The following is a 22,647-nucleotide window of genomic DNA, read 5'->3' on the forward strand; positions in this document are numbered from 1 at the left end:
CTATCCGTGCACACCGTCCTGGCGCCGTCGTTCGGGCGTGTCGCGCTGCTCGTTCAGCTTGAGTTGGCCGGCGTGGTTGTTCTCGATGTCGTCGTAGCTGCCCTGGGCCACGTGCACCTTCTCCGCGCTGCCATCAGCAACGGATGCGACGACCACCCCGACCTGCACCAACTGTTGCATGGCCCGCGCCACCAGGCTTGACGACGCTCCCGCGTCCGCCACTGGCGGCTGGCCACCGGTAGCGCCATCCAACAGACTAGCCGCCTCGCGCAGGTGGCCAGCGATCCCGGACAAAGCCTCCGGGGTGTAGTGGTAGCCGCCGCTGGGTTTGGTCATCGGTGTCTCCCTGTGTCGTCAGTGCCGGCTCCAGTCGTTGACCGGGCCGATGTGCCTGGACTCCTCCGCCAAGATCGGATCGAAGGTCACCCCGTACGCCCCGCTTTCCCGCGCCACCTGCTCAAGATCCTCCGCCCGGATCGCCGCCCAGGGCTGATACGGCCCGCACCCGGCCACCAACATGTCGGGCGAGGTGTAGGCCAGTAACAACGGCCTGCCCGCATGATCGGGCTGCAACTCCAGCAGCACCCGACGATCACCCGCACGAATCGGACGGGAGGGCACGTACACGAACTCGCCCAGCGCGGGATCGGCTTCGAGCGGCTCCAGGTAGGGCTTCTCCCGCTCCGCGATATCCGGATAGCGGTGACCCTCCGGCAACGGCAGATCCAACGCTATGACGCTCACACCGTGATCGGCGCAGATGTCGTCCACAGCCTCGCGGGTAAGCCGCACCCACGGCTGCCCCGCGCCGCACGCGTCAACCAGCTTGCGGATCGAGGAGTACGCCACGAGCGCGTACTCGTTGCGGCGGGTCTCGCGGACCTCGACACCGCCAGGTCCGTTCGCATCCGCGGGCAGCACCAGAACGAACATTGACTGGGGAAGCAGCCCGTGCAGGTCATCGACACGAACAAATCCAGGCGTGGCAGAGCCGCCACGTCGTCCGTGGTTCACCCTCTCCCCCTGCTGGCTCCCCGTAGTTACCGACGGATCGTAGCAGGACGAGCGCGGCGCGCTACCCCCTTCCGGGGGGATACGGGCCCGAGCGTGGCTACCGGGACGCTTCTCCGTCACCACCGGCGCGGTGTTGAGCACCCGCCGCGCCGCGACACGCGCGGTCGTCGACGGCCTCGGCGAAGACGGCATAGCGGTCGCGGGCCGAACGCGGCTTCCGGTGCGCCAGGGGATACCGACCGTAGACGTACAGGCTCATGTCCCACTTGGCACGCAACCACAGCTCACGACGCAACATCGCCCGATCGGTGCTTGCGCCGACGAGGCGCCATTCATGATCTTCTTCGAACCACACCGAAACCCAGGCGACTGGAAAACGCTGCACGTAGTCCACGATCCAGCGCGCCACATCGTACGCCGTTGCGTGCTCAGCCAAGGGGGCGCACGCCAGCCGTGCCGCTCGTGCTCGTGCCGTTGGTTCCGCCTTCGGCACACCCACACATGCGTAGACATGCCAATGTGTCCCCACCGTATTCAGTTCACGGGACAACGGAGCCATCTCCTCACCTGTTCAGAGCAGTATTGAGACCGAGGGTGCGAACAGTCGCGTACCGGGGTAGTAGTGCCGTGTCGATGACCTACGCAGGGCCTCGTGCCGCCTCGGCCGATAGGTCGAACAACGGGCCGGTCTCGATCAGCAGACCAATGCGGACAGTCCGGCGCCAGAGCGCGTATGGGGCGGTGGTGAGGCGTGAATGCGGCGTTGGCACCGATGCGCTGGCAACCGGGTCAGGGATCGTGAGGTGGTGATCGTCATTGACGCCGTCCGCGATGCGCCATAGCTACCGCCTTGCCGAGGCCAGTCGGCTGACCAGGGCGAATGGCGGACCGGTATCGTGAGTTCGATTAACCTGTCAGCTTGTGACCAGGAGACGGGCCATGGTGGCGAAGCGGTATGCCCTCGCGGCGCGCCGCGAGGCGCTCGGGTTCACCCAGGAGGCGCTCGCGCAGCAGTTGGGGACCGAACTGTCGACCGTCGGCCGGTGGGAACGGGGAACGCTGACACCACAGCCCTGGCGCCGCCCCGACCTCGCGACGGCGCTTCAGGTATCGCTTACAGAGCTCGATGAGCTGCTGAACCCGCTCCGGAAGCACGACACGTCCAAGGTATCGAGCGCTTCCGAATCTGATGGGCCTTCGCCCGCAGCGCCTGTCCCTGCGCGCCCATCAGGGCCGCCGACTCGGCTGTCAGAACCGTCGACGGAGCACCTTGACGAGTTCTTGACCTACTTTCGCGATCAATGGCATGCGCTGGTTCGCACAGACAATTTGCTGGGTCCACGCTTCGCGTTGACCGCCGTACACGGTCACCTCACAGTGATCGAGGACCTCCTCCCGGCGGCTGCCGGTTGGCAACGACTCGAACTGGTCAAGCTTGCCGCCACCTACGCAGAGTCGCTGGCCTGGCTCCACGAGGACGCCGGACAGCAACATGCGGCGACACATTGGGTGGGGCGCGCGATGGAGTGGGCGCACGAGGCTGGCGACGACCTGCTCCTGGCCTGGACACTGTTCCGGCGCAGCCAGCACGCCGCCGCCGAGGGCGACGCGCAGCGAACGATCGGTCTTGCCCAAGCCGCTGGCCGAGGTCGCGATCGTCTGCCGGGACCAATGCGAGCGGCGATCGCTCAGCAGGAGGCTGTCGGTTATGCCTTGGCTGGCGATGAGTTCAGGAGTCACCACACCGTCGACCTGGCTCATCAGTGGGCCGTGCGCGACAGCGCGGGCACGGCTCTCGGAGGTCACGGGTCGTTCTGTAGCGAGACGTACCTGGAGTTGCAGCGAGCACACTGCTGGACCGCGCTCGGGAAACCCCAGCAGGCCCTGCGGGTGTACGAGAGTGCCCTACCGGCGCTGCCACCTGTCTACCGGCGTGATCGAGGTGTGGCGTGCAGCCGTCTCGCTCAAGCGCACCTGGCGGCCGGGCAACCTGACGAGGCAGCGCAGGCGGGCCGGGAAGCATTGGCGATCGCGCGGAGTTCCGGCTCGATGCGTACCGAGCAGGCCGTCGCGCTGGTCGGCCGCCGGCTCACGCGACATCGCCATCTCCGATCAGTCGAACAGTTGCTTGAGGAACTCGTTCCGGCGACGAGCGCATGAACGCACCCATTACTGAGGTCGACGCGATGCGTCGCGCGATCGCCTTGTCCGCACGGGGCGTGGGCACGACCAGTCCCAACCCGCCGGTGGGGTGCGTGATCCTCGATTCGGCCGGTCGACCGGTGGGCGAGGGTTATCACCTGCGCAAAGGCGAGCCGCACGCCGAGGTGCACGCGCTGACCGCGGCCGGCGCGCTGGCTAGTGGAGGAACGGCAGCAGTCACCTTGGAGCCGTGCAATCACCATGGACGTACGCCGCCGTGCCACCAAGCGCTGATCGATGCGGGAGTCGCGCGAGTGCTGATCGCGGTCATGGATCCCACGTCGCGCGGCATCGGTGGGGCAGCCCGGCTACGTCATTCCGGCCTGGCGGTCGAGGTCGGCGTGTTGGCCGACGAAGCGCTCGTTGTTCTCCGTCCGTGGCTGACAGCCCTGAAGACAGGCCGACCGAGCGTCACCTGGGCCTGCGACATCACGGACGGCTATCCGCGTCCGATGCCTGACGAGGTCCTCGCACAAGGTGGGCTTCGCTATCAGGTCGACGCCGTGCTGTACGGCGACGGGCGGGTGGAAGAGGGCCTGGCAGGTGGCCACGGCCAGGGTGCGGTCGAACTGCCGGGCTTCGTGCCCGTTACCGAGCCGGAAACGGCGTTGTCGACACTGTACGGCGCTGGCGCACGAACCGTGCTACTGCACTGTGGCGCTGACGTTGCCCGCCCCTTTGCCGCGCTCCGCCTGGTCGAAGACGTCGCGATGTTCTTGGCAACCACCGCGCCCGCTGCGTCCTCGTCGCCGTCGGAACACGACCTTCCCCTGTTTTCACCATTCAGCATCAGGTCGATCAGGCGGCTGCGGGCCGGTGTGCTTGTCGAGGGATCGACACGGTCGTCAATCGAGGCTGAGTAGCCCCTCCCAGGGGTTGAACGCCTCGCCGATCCGACCTCGTCCGGAGGATTCGGACGGAATCGTTGGCCTGATCGGGGGAACCGCTCGACGCTCCCGAGTGATGTCTGTGCAGGTCAACGGCGCGCCGCCGTATGGACGCCTCATCGTCGCCGGCTGGGCGCTCTGGCTGCTTACGGGCCGTTATCGGTTGACTTACTGAGGCTGTGTCGAGAAGGGCCCCTCGCCTTTTCGGCACGGCCCACCAGCCATGGACCGCTCCAATGAACTCGGTGACAGATGCCCGGTCGATCCTTCATCGCCGCGATGCCCAACGGCGGCAAAGGGCATGTACAGGATGTCGTTTCGCAGGAGCTCGGACCGCGGTTTCCCTGTCGTGACCAGATCGGGCGAACCGGGGACAGGACGGCAACGACCCACCCATTGGAGAGATCCGCGGTGACGATCATCGACGACCTGTTGGACGTTGTTCGGCGGTCACCGAATGCTCTGGCTGTCCGAGGTGGCCAAGACTCTCTTACGTACCAGCAACTCTGGGCGCATGCGGGCGCGGTTGCTCGTGCACTGCGGGCCGCGGAATGTCCGGTTGGCGGATACGTCGTTCTGGGCGTGCCGCCAGGTTGGCGGTGGACCGTAGGGTTGTTGGGCATATGGCGCGCCCACGCAGTACCCATTCTGTCCAATATGGAATATCCGACGAACCGGTTGCGGCGGATCGCTGCTTCGACCGACTACGTCCTTACCGCGACAGCGGATGCAGCGGGAATCTGGCCGGAGCACCTCGAACGCGTCGTACTGCCGAGCGAGATGACCGCGGTCCACGATGACGTTGAGGTCTCTCCGGGCGGGCCGCCGTCTGCGGCATGTGTACTGCACACGTCCGGCACGTCAGGGACGCCGAAGCCGGTGGTCCTGGAACATGACGGGTTGGCTCATCGCATCGCGAGCCTGCGGGCGATATACGAAATCGACTCGGCGGACAAGATCGCTCAACTCGCAGCGCCGTCGGTTGATGTCATCTTGTGGGAGACGTTGCTCGCGTTCGCCGCGGGTGCGCAGTTGGCCATCCCGGCGGGCTCGTGCCGGACTCCGGGCCCAGCATTGGCACGCTGGCTGGCCGAGCACGACATCACCGTCATGTCGTGCACCCCGACGATGCTCGCCGCGCTGCCACAAGTCGACCTGCCAGCGCTGCGCCTGATCGTCCTCGGCGGAGAACGCCTCGATGCTCCTCGGCATGCCTTCTGGATCAAACGTCACCAGGTCGCGAACGCCTACGGGCCCACCGAGGCGACCATTGAGACGCATGTCTGCCCGCGAGCACCGCTGGAGAGCCCGACACCGATCGGCCGTCCGGTGGACGGCGTCGACGACTTGCTGCTCGACGATAGACGCCTGCCTGTTCCAGATGGCCAGGTCGGTGAGCTCTACCTGGGTGGTGTAGGGCTGGCTGCCCGCTACGACGGCTTCCCCGAAGCTACCGCGGCGGCTTTCCAACCGGTGGCTATCGACGGCCGGATCCGTCGGCTCTACCGGACCGGCGATCTGGCGTTCCGGCGCCCGGACGGTCAGCTGGTGTTCGTTGACCGCGCGGATCGGCAACTCAACATCGGCGGCGTCCGACTGGAGCCGGGCGAGGTCGAGCAGGCCGCCCTGCTGCTGCCGGGCGTCACCGCGGCCTTGGCGACTGCCGAGGGCCACGAGCGGCAGGTGCTCGTGCTGCACGCCGCGGTTTCTGGCGCCGATATCACGGTCGCGGACCTCCGAACACATCTGGCGCAGCAGTTGCCTGCACCGCTCGTCCCCACGCGGATCTACCTACATATCGACCTGCCGATCACCGATTCCGGAAAGCCCGACATGGCCGCGCTGAAGGCACACAACGCTGCATCGACACAGCCCACGACCCAGGCTGGCGCCGCGAACCTGCCAGACCAGATCGCGCGTTGGTGGACGGAGGCGACCGGATCGCCGCCCGAGGAGGGCGTCGAGTTCTTCGACGGTGGGGATTCCTTGGGCGCGGCCAAGCTGCTGCACCAGATCAACGAGTCCTTCGGCACCACGATCACCATCACCGAGTTCGTCGCCGACCCAACACCCGAGCTTCTCTCCCGCACCCTGGCCAACCGGGAGGACACACCGTGACGAGGGCAACCCCGACGCTGCTCATGGACTTGGACGGCGTCATCCGTCATTGGCCTGGACATGGCCGCGCGCGTGGTGAGCAGGCGGCCGGCCTGCCAGCCGGCACGATTCGCGAACTCGGTTACGGCCGGGAGTTCACGCTGGCCAACCTCGGCGTCTACACACACGAGCAATGGTTGGCCGAGGTGACCACGCGACTCGTCGAGAAGTACGGTCCGTGCGCCGAAGCGGCGATCCCGTGGTGGGACGACGACCCTGGTGCGCTCGATCACGAGATGGTCGCACTGCTGCGACGGGTTCAGTCGAGTGGTACGCCGATCGGCCTGCTGAGCAACAACACCACGTCGCTGCGCCGCGATCTCGAACGCCACCACCTCATGGACCTGTTCGTGACGGTGGTCAACTCGGCCGAGGTCCAGGTCGTCAAGCCGTCGCCGCTGATCTACCGCATCGCGCTCGACAAGCTGAACGCACGAGCGGAGGACGTCATCTTCATCGACGACAAGATGACCAACGTATTGGCCGCCCGTTTCGTCGGGATGCGTGCCGAGCAGTTCACCGGAATCGAGGCGCTCACCGAGTTCCTCCTCGCGACGGGCATCCCGCTGCCGCCGACTTACCTCGCTCCGGCCCCGGACGTGTCGCTTGGGCAGGTGCGATGAACACCCACGCTGCCCCCGACCTGCCTGCGGGCATCGCATGGATCACTGCGGTGACCGAAGCTGCTGGCCTCGTTGGCACCGGCGTCGTGCCGCTCGTGTTACCCGCCGACCAGGAGCGTGCCCGGCGGTGGGCCCGCGTCCTGCACAGCTACGGCGACCTCTCGGCATTCACACCGGGACGCTGCGACCCGCAACGGATCGTCGTGAGCGTCGGCGACACGGCGGAGATCGGGCAGACCGCAGCAGCGGCGTTGGGCCGCACCCACCGTCATGTGCCAGACGTACCTTCGGTCTCCACCCTCGTTGTTCCTGCTGACGCCAGCCTCTTGCTGGTGGCGGCGCCCGCAGACTGCACGTTCGCTGCACTGCACCCGATTTTGCAGTCATGGCACGGCGAGGGTGTCAAGGCGGGCGTACTCACTGGGCGCGATGAGGCCGGAATGTTCTTCTCGTTGGCCAAAATCGTCGCTGATCAACACGGCTCGGCACCGACGCCCGAAGCCGATGTGCGTTTCGACGGGACCACTGGGACCGCACTGGTGAACGGGACGGACCGTCCAGCGTTGGCGGAGGCGTTGACCAGCACGTGGCGCTGCATCGTGGTGGATGCTCACGGCACCGGTTCGCACGTCCCCCTCGGTTCGTACATCCTGTGCGGCCTGTCCGGCGATCGGGAGCACGTGCTCGACCACAACCCGATGTTGGATGGCTGCACAAACGGTCATTGCCGAGGTGGCCGCGGGGTCCTGGAGCCGGTTCTGGTCCGGGACCTGAAGTGCCGGACACTCGCGTTGTTCGTGTGCAACGGCATTACGTTGAATCCCGAGGAGCAGTTTCCGTCCGACGTCACTCTCGCCCTGGCGGCGTTGGAAGGTTTCCCAGCTACGATCATCGGCCTGTTGCGGCAGGACACCGACACCTCGGCGACGGAGTCCAGCACCGTCGCACACCTGCTTGCGTCTGGCGTGCCGAACGGCACTGTAGCCGCCTGGCTGACCCAGGACGCATCGAGCCGAGGCCGCCCGAGCGCCTACCTCCTCCTGGGAGATCCTGAGCAGACCCAACCGGCGACAAGACCGCCCATGATCCCCGTGTGCTGGCCACATGGCCAGTGGCCCGTGCTTCCGGCGATCGTCGACGGCGCCGGCCGACCCGTGTCCGCGGTGCTCACGCGCGACGGCGCGATCGCACCTCCCGAAGCCGCCGACCCGTTGCGCATCTGGGATGCGGCCTCCGAGGTCACCACCACGGTGAGTGAGCTGGCCCAGTGGGTCACCGATTGCGATGAAGCCTCCCACCTCGAAGACGCCCTGCGTGCACTGATGACCGACACCAGCAAACGTCGGACCGTGCTGTCGGCATGCCTGGACCGGATGCAGCAGCACCGGCTCGACGCCAGACGACTCGCCTTGCACGGAATCCGGCAGGCCCAGACCTATCGACGGACCCAGCGCGGCGCGCCGACCGAACCGCCTCACGTAGCGCTACGTGAGCACGCCTTGGGCTGGGTCGCCGCGCTCCACGAGAGCGTGCTCGCCCGCGCAGGGGCCTTCCGCTTGTGGGAGGCGCTGGAGGCCAACCACTACGCCTACCAGGCTGTATCCGACACCGCCTGCTGGCGCTGCCAGGCGCCTCGGACACGCACCGAACTCGCCAGCCCGATGTCCGGGCTCGGCGACCGGGTGTCCATCACCTGTCCCCGGTGCGGCCCGAGCGCACACTTCCCGGCCCTTCAGTCCGTGGAAGTCCACGGACCCGACATGCTTCATCGTGGCGGCGTCGCCGACGTCACCGTCGCGATCCCGCCCATCTCGCATGAGACGCCGGACATCGGCCTCCTGGCGGTGCAACTGCAAGACCGCGCCGGCCTCAAGGCCCTTACCCAGCAGTCCTGCACCGCGCGCCCTGGCGAGCATCACGTCCTGTCGGTGCCCGTGCCGCCGGACCTGGCGCCCGACCTCCATCGGCTGTGGATCCTTTGGGGTCACCGGTTCCACGTCAGCTTGCTGCAGCTGCGGGTACCAACCGCGCCGGCCTTTGCCTCCGAAACGAGGGAGACAACGTGACGCACTCAGCCACCGTGCCCAGCCCGGTCACCGCTGCCTGGCAACCTCCACCCGGCAGCTACCGGATCACACGAACCTTCGACTTCGCCGCCGCCCACCACTTGGACGGAATGCCGGACGGACACAGGTGCGCCCGCAACCACGGCCACACCTGGACGATCGAAGTCACGCTCAGCTCGACCAGGCTGGTCGGGCCCGGCTGGGTCGCGGACTTCGCCGACCTCAACCCGCTCGGCGCGTTCATCGAGGACACACTCGATCACCGCGACCTCAACGAGGTACTACCTGCCCCGCCGACCTCCGAACTGCTCGCCGCGTTCCTCGCCGACTGGTGCATCCGCCACCTCGAAACCCGGCTCGGGGCCCGGCTGGAGTCGATCGTCGTCTCCGAGGGTGGGGCGAACCGAGTCGAATTTCGCCCCGACCGGAGGCGTGCACAATGACGACCACACTCCTACCGTTGCGCGATGCGCTGCTGATCACGGAAACCTTCGGCCCCACATTCCAAGGCGAAGGCCCCAGCTGCGGCCAGCCTGCGATCTTCATCCGTACCTCCCGCTGCAACCTCACCTGCGACTGGTGTGACGAACCGCGGACCTGGGACCACAGTCGCTTCAACCTCGCCGAGCACACCAGTTGGCAGTCGATCGCCGACCTGACGGACTGGGTGTTGAGCTACGACACCGACCTCGTGGTGATCACCGGTGGCGAACCACTGCTGCAGCAGTACCGCCTCGTCCCGCTGGTCGCTGCGCTGCTGGAAGCCGGTCGGCGGGTCGAGTTCGAGACCAACGGGACGATCGTCCCAGTGCAGGATGTGCGGCTCGATCAGGTCCAGTTCAACGTCAGCCCCAAGCTGGCCAGCAGCGGCATACCGGCGCAACGCCGGATCGTGCCGGAGGCTCTGAACGCCCTCCCGCAGACCAACACCGTCTTCAAGTTCGTCATCACCGCCGAACACCGCGAGGCGGACCTCGCCGAGGCCGACCACCTGGTCGACACCTACGGCCTGCGGCGCGTGTGGCTGATGCCCGAAGGCACGACCCGCGACGCGGTGACGTCCGGCCTGCAAGCGCTGGCCGAACCGGCGCTGAAGCGTGGCTGGGGCCTGACCACGCGCCTGCATGTCCAGCTCTGGGAGAACGCACATGGCCGCTAATCTCCTGAGTTCCCGCTACGGTCGCCTGGTCTCGATGGACGGGGTCTGGGGTGCTGGCAAGACCACCAACGCCCGCCGCCTGGCCGAGCACCTCACCGACCAGGGGTTCACGACGACGGTCCTACACGACGGGCTCCACGGCGGGTTCATCGACGAACTCTCGGACTACCTGGACACGCAGCCGCTGCGCCGCCGTGACGGCGAGGGCGGCTACGACCAGCCGCACCACGCCACCGTCGACGTCTTGCTGCGGCTGTGCCGGGAGGCATACCACCACGTCCACCACTACGCCCCCACCTTGGCCGGCCACGACGTGGTGATCCTCGACCGCGGCTTGTACACCAAGCTCGCTTACGCGCTGACCGTCCTGGCCGAGCAGCACCCCGGCGTGCCCCGCGAGACTCACCTGGCGCAGTGGCGGGCAGTGACAGGGCCGTGGTTGCGCGAACCCGACCTCGCGTTCCACCTGGATCAACCGTGGCAGCAAGCGCGCGATCGCGCCGTCGCCCGGACCCGCGCCCGCGGTGTTGCCCAGCCGAAGTCCGGATCGCGGGAACGTGAGCTGTTCCTGCCCTCCTACGACGCGAGCCTGCGGTGGGTCGCCCAGCAACACCCACACACCATCGTGCCGATCACCATCGGCGACCGCGAGCCCCGCGACGTGCTCACCGAGATCGCCGCGCGAACTGAGCAGCTGTTGCGCATCCCTGCATCCGCCGGAGAAAATCGATGAGCGCCAAGGAAATCCTGCTGTACTCCGCCGGCCTGGACAGCTTTCCGGCCTGGCACTACCTCGGCAAACCGGAAGCGTTGTTCTTCGATATCGGCCAACGCTACTGCAGCCAGGAGTACCGCGCGATCGAAACCCTGCGCCGCCGCTGGGACATCACGTTGACCACAAGCCGTGAGCTCAACCTGACAGCGTGGGAACGGCCAGACGGGATCATCCCGTTGCGCAACCTCTACTTCGCGATGCTCGCCTCCCATCGTGCCGATGTCATCTGGTGTATCGGGGTCAAAGGCGATCACACCGCCGACAAGAACCCGGAAGCGTTCGCCCAGATGTCGACGTTCCTCTCCACCTACGCAGGCAGGGAAATCCGCATCGACAGTCCGTTCTGGGACATGACCAAGACCGAGATCGTCCGTTGGTACCTCGACCAGGGGCTTCCGGTCGAGGACCTGCTGAACACCTTTTCCTGCCTCAACCCCGGCACTTCACCGTTTCACTGTGGACGGTGTAGCGCTTGCCTACGCCGATGGATCTCGCTGGTCAACAACGGAATCACCGACGCAAAGTTCCAGACCAACCCGTGGGAATGGGACGAGGTCCAGAGCTACTACCTGACCGCGATGCACGACGGCACCTACCCCGACCACCGTGCCGAAGAGTTCTTCACCGCCTTGTCCACCGTCGGCGTTGACGCCTGACCCAGTACCGATCCGCAGGAGAACCGTGCTCACTGCCTACATCGCCGCCCCACTGTTCTGCGAGGCGGAAAAGACCTTCAACCTCGCGGTCGACGCCGCGCTGCGCGCCGCAGACATCGACACGTACCTCCCACAGCGGGACGGCGGCGAAGGGGTCGCGATGGTAGCCGCCGGGGCTGATCCCGTTCAGGTACGCCAGCACCTGTTCACCGCCGACGTCAACGCCGTACGTCGATGCGACCTTCTGGTGATGCTGCTGGACGGCCGCGTGCCGGACGAAGGCGCCTGCGTGGAACTCGGACTCGCCTATGCGTGGGGTAAGCCCTGCTTCGGTCTGCAGACCGACACCCGTCGGTTCGTCGGTCAGTCGAACAACCTCATGATCGACTCGATCCTGACGGTGACCACGTCGACGCTCGACGAGCTCGTCGCCGAGATCAACCAGTACTTCCTCGTCCTCCCCACGGTGGTCGCCTGATGATGATCGCCATGGCCGGCTTGCCCGGAGTCGGCAAAACGACCCTCGCCACCGCCCTCGCCGCCCACCTCAACGCGATCGTGCTGAACAAGGACGAAGTACGCGTCGCCCACTTCGGACTACATGTCGAGTACACCTTGGAACAAGACGACTTCTGCGTCGACCTCATGTACTTCACGACCGCGTGGCTCGCGCGCAAGGAGCCGAACACCGTCGTGCTCATCGACGGCTGCACGTACACCCGCGCCTACCAGGTGGACACACTCCGCCAGACCGCAACCGACCTCGGACAGGCCCTGTTCGTCATCGAGTGCGACTGCGACCCCGAACTCGCAATCGCACGGCTCAAGGAGGACCTCGCCGCGGGACAGCATCCGGCCGCCAACCGCACGCCCGAGCTGTACTGGGAATTCCGGGCCGCCGCCGAACCGATCACCACACCCAAACTCCTCGTCGACACCGCTCGCCCCGTCGAAACCTCCGTCGAGGACTGCCTGCGCCACCTCACCGTCCCCACCGGCGCTGCGCTCGCCTGAACCACGACCCGAGGAACCGCGATGCCCCCACCTGATGCCGACGCTCTGTTGCCCTTGGCCCAGGACGCCGTGAGCAAGGCCGTCGAGTACGTCCTGGCCCACCCTTTCACCGACATTCGTGAGAAGGGTGACCGGGACATCGTCACCGACACCGACGAAGCTGTCGAACGCCTCGTCCTGGCCATGCTGGCCAAGAACACCCCGGACATCGGTTTCCTCGGCGAGGAGACCGGCGCCACTGGCAACCGCACCACCTACTGGGTGCTCGACCCGATCGACGGCACCGTCAATTTCTCCCACGGCCTGCCCCTCCACGCGATCGCGCTGGGCCTGGTCCACGACGAACAGCCGATCCTCGGCGTGATCGCGCTGCCTTTCCTCGGCCCTCGATACTGGGCCACCCACGGCGGCGGCGCCTACCGAGACGACGTCCGGCTCCACGTGTCCGGCACGACGGAACTGTCTCAAGCCCTGCTCGCCCTCAGCGACTACGGCAGCGGGCCCGGCGCCCGCGTCCGCGACCTGCTCTCCTTCGCCCTTGACCGCGAGTTCACCACGAAGGCCCAAGGGCTCCGACGGCTCGGCTCCGCGGCCGTGGACCTGGCGTTCGTCGCCGACGGCTCCGTGGACGCCAGCGTCACCCTCGGCAACCGCACCTGGGACACCGCGGCCGGTGCCGTCATCGCCCGCGAGGCCGGCGCGCTCGTCATGGACGCCGACGGCAGCCCACACACCACCCGTTCCCGGTGCGCCATCGCAGTCACCCCTGGCCTGCGCGACAGCATCGTCCCCATCCTCGACCTCGCCCGCGACACCCCGTACTGGCCCGGCCCAACGCCCCCGAGCAATCGGCCCGAGGAGATCCGATGCTGACCATCAGCTTCGAAGGGCTCCCCGGCTCAGGCAAAACCACCCAAGCCCGCCTGCTCACCGAACGACTCCGGGCCGAAGGGCTCCGCGTCGCCCACCTGCCCGACCTGGTCACCCTCGACAACGACGCCACCGGGCAGCAGTTGGTCAGACTCTTCGCGTCCTCCGGCGACCCGTTTCTCCGGTACGGTGACGTCCTGCTCGACACCTTCCTCGCCGCCGCGGTCCGGACGCACATCGTCGCCACCCACATCCAGCCCGCGGCGACCAGCCACGACGTCCTCATCGAGGACCGTGGTGCCCACACGATGTACAGCTACAGCCTCGCCTCGCTGATGCGTCACCACGACGTGCCCGTCGACGACGCTATCGCCTGGCTGCGCTCGTTCAGCGCGCTCACCGGTCCCGAGGCAGACCTGGCCGTGTGGCTTCGACCGCCCGTGCCCATCGCCGTGGACCGCTGGAGCCACCGCGACAACCTCACCCTCACGGGCGAACACCGGGCATTCCTGGCCTACGTCGATGCCGCGTACAGCGAGTTGGCCCGCCACGATCCCACCGTGATTCGCATCGACGTCCACAGTCAGGATCCCGGTGGCCTGCACGAACTGGTCTACGCCCAGCTGCGTAGCCGGCTACCAACGCCTTCGCTGGCGTAGGCACAACACTGTCCGAACCCACACCCACGATCAGTCCGAGGACCTGCCTTGCCACACACCACCGCCATACCGACCGGCTTGCTCGCAGAGCTGCGCCACTTCCATCGGCACAACCCGAGCCTGCTCGACGAGGCCCTTCCGGGCCTGCGGCTGCGGCCCCTGACCGGAGGCCGCAACAACCGGGTATTCGCCTGGGACAGCCCCGACGGCGAGGTCTGCCTCAAGCTCTACCGCACCGACAAGCGCGACCGTGCCGCCTGCGAGTACCAGGCGCTCACGCACGTCGCCGCCTGCGGCGTCACCGCAGCACCGCGACCGCTGTGGCACGACCCGGACCCCGAGCTTCCCGCGGTCGCCATGAGCATGGTGCCCGGCCAGCCGGTGCCCGAACTCGCGGAGCCCACCAGCTCCCTACCCGCGGTCGTCGCAGTTCTTGGCTCGCTCCGCGAGCTCCCACTGGGCCCGTTCGTCGACATACCTCGCGTCGACTCGGCGACCACCTACATGAAACGAATCATCGAGGTCTGGCCCGGCCAGCTGGACGAGTACGCCGACGAGCCTGTCACCGCCGACATGCGCTCGCTGCTCGACGCCTGGCACGAGCACGACGACGCCGCGGTCCTCGCCGAACCGGCGCCGAGGATCTTCTCGCGGGGTGACTCCAACCTGCTCAACTGGCTCTGGCACGAACCCGATGTCCGCGTGGTGGACTGGGAGTTCGTCGGCTACAGCGACACGGCTTACGACGCCGCCGAGTTGGTCGAACACCCCAGCGCCCACGCCATCGACGACGAAAGATGGATCTCGCTGCTACCCGATCTCGGGATCAACGACGACACCACCCGACGGCGATTCCTCGCCGCCCAGCGCACCGTCGCACTCCGCTGGCTCAGCGTGCTGTGGAAACGCCGCAACAAGCGAGCTGACGAGTTCGAATACCAGGTCAAACGGGTTCGAGAACTCATGAACCACGACTACCTGTGACACGATGGTGGGGTGTGTCAGAGGAAACTGACAGTCCCCGATAGTGCCGACTTGGTCCCTCACGAACCCGGCGCCGAGACGAAGGATGTCGCGTCAGGCTGGTAAGCGGGTGTGGCAATGCGCTACGGCTCAAACGCGGATACACAATGCCTCATCGTGATCCATCCATGTGCTGCCAGCCCGCTCGTGCCCGGTGAGAATCCGGTAGCGGACGTGGCAAGCTGGTGGTGCAATGGCGTTTAGACGGTGAAGGAGGCGCCTTGGCCGAGACGCTCACGCTGGTGATCGAGACCGACGTCGGCACCGCGATCCGCCACATCCCGGGCGCCTCGCCGTTGCCGGAAGGCGAGACTCAAGGCTACGCGGCCGAGGATGCCATCCGGGACGCAGCAGCGACCTGGGGCCTGCCAGACTTCGTGTTCCTGCCGGAGCAGCAGCGCGTCGGCTCCAGTGTGCGCGAACTCGGCGACGGGCTGGTGCTCGTCGGCGACCACGCGGCCGTCATCCAGTCCAAGAGCCGCACCGGTCCCACTGACGACACCAAGCGCGAGCTGTCTTGGCTACGTAAGAACGTCAAAAAGGGGCTAAGCCAGGGTAGCGGCACCGTGCGCCGCCTGATGCGCAACAGCGCGAACATGACCAACGCTCGCTGCCGCACGGTGCCCGTAGACGGTAAGGATTACACCTGGTTGACCGTGGTCATCGTCGACCATGCAGACCCGCCGGGTGGATTCCAACTATCTCCAGCCTCCACCGAGGTGCCCGCAATCGTCCTGCTTCGCCGGGACTGGGAGTTCTTGTTCGACCACCTGCGCTCGACGCGGGCCGTGCTCGCATACCTTTTGCGCGCGGCCCGGGGAGGGGACTTCGTCGAGCTCGGTGGCGAACCCCGCCGGTACCACGAATATGCCTTAGCCGACATGGCCGCCACGCCCGATCCGGTAGACCCGGCAGTAGCGCCCCTCGTCGACGCGAAGCCCACAACGATCGCCTCGACCGTCCGGGCCCCGCTCGAACCAGTCGGCCACGAGGACCGCGCTGCGCACGTCCTCTTTCGAATGATCATGGAGGATGTGGCGAACACCCCGATTCCCGACGGCCGGGAAACGGATCGCCTGCTCATGCTGGCCGCGCTGGACGGGCTACCGGTCGGCAACCGCACCGAACTCGGCCGCACGCTGATGCAGTTCATGAAGTCCGCCGCTGCACAGCACGAGGGCGACGGAACGCTCGTCCACAGCCGAACGGTGATCCCCAACCCGGGCGAGTTCGATCCTTTGGTTTTCATCGTCGCGTCCAAGCTCTCCGAAGAAGCCAAACACGCCTTGGCGTTTCGGACGCAGGTGTTGCACCACGACTACAGTACCGCTGTCGGCGACTGGGAACACTGCACCCTCGGCGTCATGCTCACGCCCACGACCGTGCCCGGCAGACTGTGGGATACCAGCACGACGGCACTCTGGGGTGACCAAGGTCAGCCCCCCGAGTTCATCGAAGAGCTGCGGGCCATCATCACCGACAGCGCTACCTGACCGTCAAGTCGGTCAGGACACCGATGCGAGCTCGGCGTGGCCTGCGGGCTACGCGAGGTCATCAGCTACGCGACCATCTTCCACTGGAACCACCTCGGCTTCACCGCGCGCACGCAAGCCATCCTCGCCCACGCAGCACGCACAGCAATCCTGGGTACCGACACCGCCGCGTCCCCCGTACCGCAGCCCCAGCACCACAACCAAGGGGATGAGCTTGCAGCCAAACACGGCGACCCCACCGCAGGCGCGACGGGCGATTGCCAGCAGCGTGACACCGCGTCCCGGCCGATGAGCTGGCATGCGCGCACGGTAAGCCGATCACAGGCGGTGGAGCCGAGTGAAGCAGTACGAAGGCGCGCTCGACAACCCACTGGTAGATACCGAACCCAGTCGTGTCCAGCGCCCCATCCGAAGTAGCTTCTTGATCATTCGACCTCGTTTGACGGTGAGGGTCCAGGACTTCCTTAACAGATCGGGTCCGGGACATCAGCGGGGCGAACTGCTGGCCGCCTATGGGGAAGTCCAACTGGCCATTGACACTCGTTGGTTCCAGCCAGTCGTTGGAGCGGGTTTCGCCGGTCTGGCGATCCCGGCATGACCACGACCCGGGGCTGGTCGCCGACACTCCTGTGTTCAACGACACGATCCTTAATCATGGGTGTGATATTATCACGTTCATGGTTAATGGCCATGTGGAACGGGTTCGCGCCGCGATGCTCGGCCTGTGCGAGCCCATGCACGACGCCTTCACCTACGCGGAACAGAGACGTCGGGTGCTGATGGCCGAACTCGACGACGAGTCGGACTACGGATGGTACGCGACCCACACAGTGCGTGCGTTCGCTTACCACCGACTCCGGCAATTGCGCGACGACCTCGGCGGATGGGCTCTGTCTGGCAATCATGCGCAGAACGGCGCGCTGTGGCTGACCGATGGCTCCTACCGGGTGCGGATGCTGCATTCACCCAATGGTGGTGTGGTTCCGCCGCCCGGGAGCAACGAGGCGCGCCGGGCTTTCTACTGCAATCCGCCGTTGACTGGCATGATCACGCTGTTCGGCGATCCGAATGACCGGCTGCTCGTCCTGTGGCGCATCGATCCGAAGTCTGCGGCACCGGTCTTCCGGGTGGTACGCACTATCGAGGAGTGGAAGTGGGGTTCGCACCACCAGGCCGACCTGGACTTCCAGTTGCCTGCCACGGCAGACGAACTGGCGCACCTGGCGTTCGAACCCACTGACGAAGGCTTGGGGCTGGACCTGCCCCTGGAGGAAGAGGGCGATCTCAATGCTGGCGGCTTCACCGGGTGAGCGACTGCGGACCCTGCGGGATCTGCTCGGGCTTACTCAGGAGCAGCTGGAGAAGATGTCGGGCGTGAAACAGTCGTGGATCTCCCAGGTGGAGACCGCGGCGCGGGATGCGACCGAGGACGGACTGCGGGCGATCGCAGAGGCGACCGATACCCCTTTGGCGTTCTTCTCTGTCCAACCATCCACTGTCCCGTTGGACTCGCTGAGGTTCCGTAAGCGGGCTTCGGCCAGCAAGGTGCTGACGCGGCGAGTGCACACCTTTTACGCCGAGAGCTACCGGGTTAACGAAGCCCTGCTCGTGAGCGAACGCTACCCCACTCCGCCGCTCCCGTACGCCACCGTGGACGAACTCACGCAGGACGACATCGAAGACCTGGCAGCGCAGACTCGAGACGCCCTCCGGCTCGCGCCGGACAAGCCGATTCCGCACCTCACTCGGGTCCTGGAGCGGGCCGGTATCACGGTGGCTCCGTTCATCCTCAGTGACGATCCGGAAGAGCAGCCGGTGGCGGGCGGCCACTACGGCGTGTCCTACTGGGGCGGTGTCGGGGAGCCAGCCTTGATCGGCTACTTCCCTGGCAGTCAGGGCGACAGGGAGAGGTTCACTCTCGCGCATGAGGTCGGGCATCTCGTGCTCCATACTTTCCGCCCTCGCGCCACCGACCCGGAGCGGGAGGCCGACCGGTTCGCAGGTGCGTTGTTGATGCCCCGAGTGCGGGCTCAAGAGAATCTCTCCGAGAAGAACACGCTGCGCGAGTACGCGCGGCTCAAGGCTACGTGGGGGGTGTCCATGCAGGCTCTGATCCAGCGTGGGTTCGCCCTCGATCTTCTGAGTGAGACCCGCAGAAGGTCGCTGTTCGTGCAGCTCTCCTCGAAGGGCTGGCGCAAGCAGGAACCGGTGCCTGTCGGCCGGGAAGCACCACTGCTGCTCTGGACATTGCTGAGCCGGCGATTCGGTCCACGGCCATACCGTCCTGCCGCCGAATCGCTGGCCGTCCCGCCGACCATGCTGCGATCGATCGCACCGACTCCCGATGTTCCATCCCGTCAAGCGGATGATGCATCGTTGGAGACGAACGTGGCGACGATTCGCCGTATCGGACGGTGAGCGTGCATAGGTTCGCCCGCCAGCTGCAGGCTGACCGCAGGGTCCAGGCGTTCCGCTCGGCGCTCGAACTGGTCTCCACGGACCAGACCAGCCGTGCCTACCTCCAGCGCAAACACGCGGAGTGCATCCCGGCGCTGTCCTCTGCCGACGAGGCAGAATGACGTCCCGCCGCGTTCCGGGGCCTGCCGGCAAGGCGACGCGCCGGGCCGATTTCGCGTGTTCTCAGCGGACGCCGACTGTATACTGTCCTGCTCGCGCCTGACCGATCCTCCGCGAGCAGGACATCGACGGCGAGGTACAGGGCCGATGCAGTCACCTACGCGAGACAGGATCCGAAACGCTGTTGCCATGTTGGTCGTTGCCGCGCTGCGCGACCTGGCGGAGCGCGACGGCGCCCCGCGGGTTGGCGCGATGGCGGACCTGCGGAACTGGTGGCGGTATGGCCAAGAGTCCTTCGTCGCCCTGCGGCCCAATGCCTGGCACATGCCCGAGCGCGTCACCGTCGTCGGTTGGCTGAGCACCTTCGCCGAGATGACCGCCGTTCGCGAGGCGATCGACGCGGATCCCGTCCTGGGCACTCGTCTCGACACGATGGTCGGCACCGAGTTCTCGCTGAATCAGCGACCGCTTGACTGGCTCTTGGTGGAGCACTTGCTCGAACCCATGATCGTTGCCAGCCGCTCGTACGAGTTCGACGAGGCGGCGTTCGAGCTCCAGTTCAACCGACTGGATGCTGGCCTGCGGGCCGACACCATTCGGTTCGTCGAGTTCGTCCCGCTCAACGGCTTTACGTCGAGCATGGCCGACATCGCCTTGGCCGATGGTGTGGTCCTGGGCCCGATGACTGACCGCCAGGTCAGCCGGGCCATCCAGGTCCTGGCGGTACCGGCGGAGTTCAGCGGTGGCCCCAACAGCGTGCAGGTCTCCCGGTTTCACCAGTGGGCCGTGATGCGGGAGCAGGGCTACCCGGTGCGGTCGTACAAGCAGGGGATGCCCGAGCAGCCGCAAGCTCCCGACTTCCCGAGGCTGGAGGAGCCGGCACAGCGGCTGGTCACCGCCCTGCGGATCGTGTGCGGTGGCTCTGTTGTGGCCACGCGTCCGATCCATGCCCAGCACGACGACGACTTCCCTCCGACGGTGGACGGAAGCGCTGCCCTGCCGACCGTGGTTGCGGCCGACATCAGCCGGCCGACGCAGGTACTCACCGACGAGCAGGTCGAGGCCGTACGCGAGGTATACGAGATGCTCGGGAATCCAGTAGTTCGAGAGGACCGGTCGTTGCAGGTGGCGTTGCGTCAATTCGTGGTCGCCGGTTCCAAGGCCCAGCCAGAGGAGCGGCTCAAGGACCTCGTCATCTGCTGCGAAGCCCTGTTCCTCAAGCGACACGGGATCAAGGGGCCGCAGAAAGGCGCACCCGCGGCTACGAACGCCGGACAGCTCCTGGCAGACGACCCGCTGCTGAACGTCGGACGCGAGCGGGTAGAGCGGTTCGTCAGGGCGGCGTACCGGTTGCGGAACGCGGAAGTTCATGGCGACCACCCCGTCCGTCGATCGATGACACTCCTCCATGGAGAAACCACCGAAGACCTCGCCCGGTTCGTTGAGGACCTTGGTCTCGTGATCGGGCGGGCGCTTCACCTGGTGCTCAGCGGGCTGTCATGCCCAACCGCGGCAGCCGGGGAGGTCCGATGACGGTGCAGCCGCCGGGATTGCTCGGCGCCGCAGGCCCGGCGCAGTTCGAGTTCCTGATCCATTTCTGCGGGCGGCCGAGCTCCGCAGCCATGACGCCGACGGTGCACCAGACGATCCGGGATCTACAGCCGTGGCAGCGGCTGCACAACATTCTGTGGGAAGGTCAAATCCGGGGCTACGCTCCGTTCGGCTCTGACTCGCCGATGGTGTGCCTGTCGAAGAGCCCGCTGGAGCATCTGCGCTGGCTGCTATCGCATCGTCAGTGGCCGCCGTGGGGTCTGCTCCTGCGACGGCAGACCGTGTACGACCTCGGCGGCGGGCCCGTCTGGTACGCCCGCACCGAGCAACTGGCGACGCTGCCCGCGGAGCTGCGCGGCTGGGCCGTACGGTTCGAGGCTGGGACCAACCGATCGGACTGGCTGCACGAGCGCGAGTGGCGCATCCCTATGCCACCCGACAACCCCGTGCTGCAGCTGCCGCCCGACTCCGTTCCCGTGATCCTCGTCGGCGACCCGCGGTGGCAGCCCACCGCGCTGGTCCAGCGCACCGTCTTCGTCGATCATTACGGCATGCTGGCAGCGCCCGGACAGCCTCGTCATCCGCAGATTGTCGACGTACCGAACTGCCACACCTGTGGACCGCCGCCGTACGCTGGGATCCGGCGAACCAACGGATCTGGCAGATCCCTCGCTAGCTGCCCCGCGTCGACAACCGCAGCGAAGCATCAGCACGGAACGGCTGTTCAAGGACGCTCACGGTCGGTTCATGCGGCCACGGTGGTTGCCTCCTGCATTTCGTTTACCACTACACTCAGCGAACGGGTCGTCCCCTAACTGCGCGAAACCGACCCGAGGTGACACCACACCCCAGGACCACCCAAATGGGTGACGTGCCACGCGTGCCGTCCGTCGACAGCAGACAAGCGGCATCGAGGCGCCCGCGCAAGTCTGAGCTGCACCGAACGCACTGGTGACGTCCGCTTGCAGCAAGCGCGGGGCAGATGTGTCTGCAGACTGCACGATCAAATGCACGTCGCAGGCGGGCGAACGCGCAACGCTGGCATCTGGCGAACTTATCCGCCGTTTCCGGACGGGCCGCCGCACCCCGGAGGCGAGTGGTCATTCGCTGCTCAGCCCGAGGGCCTGGCGGATTTCCGTGGCTCGTTGCTCTGACTTGAGTGCCTCTTCGCTCTGGTCGAGCCGCGTGTAGACCTCGCTCAACATTGTCTGTGCTGCCAGTTGCGCGTCGAGGTCTTCGAGTTCTTGGAAGCCTTTGAGGGCTTCTTCTGCGTCGTGGCGTGCTGACTCTGCTTGATCCGCCAGCAGGTGGAGCCGTGAGCGGGCAAGTAAAGCGTGGGCTCGCCCCCGATCGTCTGTGCACATGGGTCCGGTCCCGCGGATATGCGAATCGAGTTGCTTGATAGCCCTCTGGTGTTGTCCGTCTAGCTGATAGGTCGCCGCAAGGTTGATGTCGGCCAGTCCCTCGCCGCGACGGCCGATAGTGCGGAAGGCATGCACAGCCTGTTGCAAGAGCCGCTCCGCCCGGACGTAGTCACCTGCGTCGCTGGCTTCGCTGGCGCGCAACACCAATGTGACTGCCTTGCCAACGTTGTGGATCATCTCGTCGAACGTCTCGATCGCTTCCCGTCGGCCCTGGAACGGCCAGCGAGGGTGGGACTCGATGCTCCTGCGGACGTCTGTGACCACGTCATGGAGTGAAGTTTCGTCCTCGCTGGTTGCCGTCACGGCTGGAGAATGCTTGCTTGCCGGAGGAACGATATTGTCTTCGACCTTCTCAGGACGTGTCTGCTGCTCAGGTGGAGCGGACGCAGTGGATGCGGCGATCTCGCGCACGTCATCGGTTGTCTGTCGTCCCAGCTTTTCGTCGAGCACGATCCGAAGTTGCGCGGCCGCGATCTGCTCTTCGGTCACCGTGAGTG

General features: G+C 66.4%; 24 protein-coding genes. 20 read left to right on the forward strand and 4 right to left on the reverse strand.

Annotated features, from left to right (window positions below; genetic code table 11):
- The 3 genes from FB471_RS24230 to FB471_RS24240 form a co-directional block, all read right to left on the reverse strand.
- Complete coding sequence (locus FB471_RS24230) at positions 1 to 336, reverse strand: hypothetical protein (protein ID WP_142000663.1); 336 nt, start codon at positions 334 to 336, stop codon at positions 1 to 3.
- 18 nt (positions 337 to 354) lie between these two features.
- Positions 355 to 921: an SAV_915 family protein gene (locus tag FB471_RS24235; protein ID WP_170220917.1), complete on the reverse strand. Its 567-nt coding sequence runs from the start codon at positions 919 to 921 to the stop codon at positions 355 to 357.
- Between the two features lie 190 nt (positions 922 to 1,111).
- Positions 1,112 to 1,450, reverse strand: coding sequence for a hypothetical protein (locus tag FB471_RS24240; RefSeq protein WP_142000665.1), 339 nt, complete (start codon positions 1,448 to 1,450; stop codon positions 1,112 to 1,114).
- A gap of 503 nt (positions 1,451 to 1,953) precedes the next feature.
- Here FB471_RS24240 and FB471_RS35300 point away from each other — a divergent pair.
- From FB471_RS35300 to FB471_RS24345, 20 genes are all read left to right on the forward strand, one after another.
- Positions 1,954 to 3,174 (forward strand): helix-turn-helix domain-containing protein, encoded by a 1,221-nt coding sequence (locus FB471_RS35300; protein ID WP_246076556.1) that lies wholly within the window; start codon positions 1,954 to 1,956, stop codon positions 3,172 to 3,174.
- On the forward strand, positions 3,171 to 4,079 hold the full coding sequence (gene ribD, locus FB471_RS34630; RefSeq protein WP_211358118.1) for a bifunctional diaminohydroxyphosphoribosylaminopyrimidine deaminase/5-amino-6-(5-phosphoribosylamino)uracil reductase RibD: 909 nt from the start codon (positions 3,171 to 3,173) through the stop codon (positions 4,077 to 4,079). The genes FB471_RS35300 and ribD overlap by 4 nt, the downstream gene beginning before the upstream one ends.
- A gap of 303 nt (positions 4,080 to 4,382) precedes the next feature.
- A complete protein-coding gene (locus FB471_RS24260) occupies positions 4,383 to 6,221 on the forward strand; it encodes a non-ribosomal peptide synthetase (RefSeq protein ID WP_142002404.1) in 1,839 nt (612 codons plus the stop codon).
- Entirely contained in the window at positions 6,218 to 6,883 is a 666-nt protein-coding gene (locus FB471_RS24265) for an HAD-IA family hydrolase (RefSeq protein ID WP_142000667.1), read from the forward strand. The genes FB471_RS24260 and FB471_RS24265 overlap by 4 nt, the downstream gene beginning before the upstream one ends.
- Positions 6,880 to 8,949, forward strand: coding sequence for a hypothetical protein (locus FB471_RS24270; protein ID WP_142000668.1), 2,070 nt, complete (start codon positions 6,880 to 6,882; stop codon positions 8,947 to 8,949). The genes FB471_RS24265 and FB471_RS24270 overlap by 4 nt, the downstream gene beginning before the upstream one ends.
- On the forward strand, positions 8,946 to 9,392 hold the full coding sequence (locus FB471_RS24275; protein ID WP_211358120.1) for a 6-pyruvoyl trahydropterin synthase family protein: 447 nt from the start codon (positions 8,946 to 8,948) through the stop codon (positions 9,390 to 9,392). The genes FB471_RS24270 and FB471_RS24275 overlap by 4 nt, the downstream gene beginning before the upstream one ends.
- 17 nt (positions 9,393 to 9,409) lie before the next feature.
- On the forward strand, positions 9,410 to 10,108 hold the full coding sequence (locus FB471_RS24280) for a 7-carboxy-7-deazaguanine synthase QueE (RefSeq protein WP_246076557.1): 699 nt from the start codon (positions 9,410 to 9,412) through the stop codon (positions 10,106 to 10,108).
- Entirely contained in the window at positions 10,098 to 10,841 is a 744-nt protein-coding gene (locus FB471_RS24285; RefSeq protein WP_170220918.1) for a dTMP kinase, read from the forward strand. The genes FB471_RS24280 and FB471_RS24285 overlap by 11 nt, the downstream gene beginning before the upstream one ends.
- A complete protein-coding gene (locus tag FB471_RS24290) occupies positions 10,838 to 11,539 on the forward strand; it encodes a 7-cyano-7-deazaguanine synthase (protein ID WP_142000671.1) in 702 nt (233 codons plus the stop codon). The genes FB471_RS24285 and FB471_RS24290 overlap by 4 nt, the downstream gene beginning before the upstream one ends.
- 25 nt (positions 11,540 to 11,564) lie before the next feature.
- Positions 11,565 to 12,017 carry a nucleoside 2-deoxyribosyltransferase gene (locus tag FB471_RS24295; protein ID WP_142000672.1) on the forward strand — a complete coding sequence of 151 codons (453 nt, stop codon included), beginning with the start codon at positions 11,565 to 11,567 and terminating at the stop codon, positions 12,015 to 12,017.
- Positions 12,017 to 12,553 carry a P-loop nucleotide/nucleoside kinase family protein gene (locus tag FB471_RS24300; RefSeq protein WP_142000673.1) on the forward strand — a complete coding sequence of 179 codons (537 nt, stop codon included), beginning with the start codon at positions 12,017 to 12,019 and terminating at the stop codon, positions 12,551 to 12,553. The genes FB471_RS24295 and FB471_RS24300 overlap by 1 nt, the downstream gene beginning before the upstream one ends.
- Positions 12,554 to 12,574: 21 nt before the next feature.
- Entirely contained in the window at positions 12,575 to 13,426 is an 852-nt protein-coding gene (locus FB471_RS24305; RefSeq protein WP_142000674.1) for an inositol monophosphatase family protein, read from the forward strand.
- The gene (locus FB471_RS24310; RefSeq protein WP_142000675.1) at positions 13,420 to 14,082 is read left to right on the forward strand and encodes a dTMP kinase; all 663 of its coding nucleotides are present in this window, start codon (positions 13,420 to 13,422) and stop codon (positions 14,080 to 14,082) included. Before FB471_RS24305 ends, FB471_RS24310 begins: the two co-directional genes overlap by 7 nt.
- A 48-nt stretch (positions 14,083 to 14,130) precedes the next feature.
- On the forward strand, positions 14,131 to 15,066 hold the full coding sequence (locus FB471_RS24315; protein ID WP_211358121.1) for an aminoglycoside phosphotransferase family protein: 936 nt from the start codon (positions 14,131 to 14,133) through the stop codon (positions 15,064 to 15,066).
- A 260-nt stretch (positions 15,067 to 15,326) separates the two neighbouring features.
- Positions 15,327 to 16,598, forward strand: coding sequence for a hypothetical protein (locus tag FB471_RS24320; protein ID WP_142000676.1), 1,272 nt, complete (start codon positions 15,327 to 15,329; stop codon positions 16,596 to 16,598).
- A 512-nt stretch (positions 16,599 to 17,110) separates the two neighbouring features.
- Entirely contained in the window at positions 17,111 to 17,908 is a 798-nt protein-coding gene (locus FB471_RS24330; protein ID WP_211358122.1) for a hypothetical protein, read from the forward strand.
- Positions 17,886 to 19,016 (forward strand): helix-turn-helix domain-containing protein, encoded by a 1,131-nt coding sequence (locus FB471_RS24335; protein WP_142000677.1) that lies wholly within the window; start codon positions 17,886 to 17,888, stop codon positions 19,014 to 19,016. Before FB471_RS24330 ends, FB471_RS24335 begins: the two co-directional genes overlap by 23 nt.
- Complete coding sequence (locus FB471_RS34235) at positions 19,013 to 19,177, forward strand: hypothetical protein (protein ID WP_170220919.1); 165 nt, start codon at positions 19,013 to 19,015, stop codon at positions 19,175 to 19,177. The genes FB471_RS24335 and FB471_RS34235 overlap by 4 nt, the downstream gene beginning before the upstream one ends.
- Before the next feature lie 187 nt (positions 19,178 to 19,364).
- Positions 19,365 to 20,708 carry a hypothetical protein gene (locus FB471_RS24340; protein WP_211358123.1) on the forward strand — a complete coding sequence of 448 codons (1,344 nt, stop codon included), beginning with the start codon at positions 19,365 to 19,367 and terminating at the stop codon, positions 20,706 to 20,708.
- Positions 20,705 to 21,541: a hypothetical protein gene (locus FB471_RS24345; RefSeq protein WP_142000679.1), complete on the forward strand. Its 837-nt coding sequence runs from the start codon at positions 20,705 to 20,707 to the stop codon at positions 21,539 to 21,541. Before FB471_RS24340 ends, FB471_RS24345 begins: the two co-directional genes overlap by 4 nt.
- Before the next feature lie 285 nt (positions 21,542 to 21,826).
- On the opposite strand, the gene FB471_RS24350 is transcribed toward FB471_RS24345, so the two are convergent.
- On the reverse strand, positions 21,827 to 22,639 hold the full coding sequence (locus tag FB471_RS24350; RefSeq protein ID WP_142000680.1) for a tetratricopeptide repeat protein: 813 nt from the start codon (positions 22,637 to 22,639) through the stop codon (positions 21,827 to 21,829).
- Positions 22,640 to 22,647: the final 8 nt, after the last annotated feature.

It is taken from the genome of Amycolatopsis cihanbeyliensis (genome assembly GCF_006715045.1).
GTDB lineage: Bacteria > Actinomycetota > Actinomycetes > Mycobacteriales > Pseudonocardiaceae > Amycolatopsis > Amycolatopsis cihanbeyliensis.

Excerpts from the sequence above, each read along its gene's own strand:
- FB471_RS24230 (WP_142000663.1), bottom strand. The coding sequence starts at position 336 with ATGACCAAACCCAGCGGCGGCTACCACTACACCCCGGAGGCTTTGTCC.
- FB471_RS35300 (WP_246076556.1), top strand. The coding sequence starts at position 1,954 with ATGGTGGCGAAGCGGTATGCCCTCGCGGCGCGCCGCGAGGCGCTCGGG.
- ribD (WP_211358118.1), top strand. The coding sequence starts at position 3,171 with ATGAACGCACCCATTACTGAGGTCGACGCGATGCGTCGCGCGATCGCC.
- FB471_RS24260 (WP_142002404.1), top strand. The coding sequence starts at position 4,383 with ATGCCCAACGGCGGCAAAGGGCATGTACAGGATGTCGTTTCGCAGGAG.
- FB471_RS24270 (WP_142000668.1), top strand. The coding sequence starts at position 6,880 with ATGAACACCCACGCTGCCCCCGACCTGCCTGCGGGCATCGCATGGATC.
- FB471_RS24285 (WP_170220918.1), top strand. The coding sequence starts at position 10,098 with ATGGCCGCTAATCTCCTGAGTTCCCGCTACGGTCGCCTGGTCTCGATG.
- FB471_RS24290 (WP_142000671.1), top strand. The coding sequence starts at position 10,838 with ATGAGCGCCAAGGAAATCCTGCTGTACTCCGCCGGCCTGGACAGCTTT.
- FB471_RS24300 (WP_142000673.1), top strand. The coding sequence starts at position 12,017 with ATGATGATCGCCATGGCCGGCTTGCCCGGAGTCGGCAAAACGACCCTC.
- FB471_RS24305 (WP_142000674.1), top strand. The coding sequence starts at position 12,575 with ATGCCCCCACCTGATGCCGACGCTCTGTTGCCCTTGGCCCAGGACGCC.
- FB471_RS24310 (WP_142000675.1), top strand. The coding sequence starts at position 13,420 with ATGCTGACCATCAGCTTCGAAGGGCTCCCCGGCTCAGGCAAAACCACC.
- FB471_RS24330 (WP_211358122.1), top strand. The coding sequence starts at position 17,111 with ATGGGGAAGTCCAACTGGCCATTGACACTCGTTGGTTCCAGCCAGTCG.
- FB471_RS24335 (WP_142000677.1), top strand. The coding sequence starts at position 17,886 with ATGCTGGCGGCTTCACCGGGTGAGCGACTGCGGACCCTGCGGGATCTG.
- FB471_RS24340 (WP_211358123.1), top strand. The coding sequence starts at position 19,365 with ATGTTGGTCGTTGCCGCGCTGCGCGACCTGGCGGAGCGCGACGGCGCC.
- FB471_RS24345 (WP_142000679.1), top strand. The coding sequence starts at position 20,705 with ATGACGGTGCAGCCGCCGGGATTGCTCGGCGCCGCAGGCCCGGCGCAG.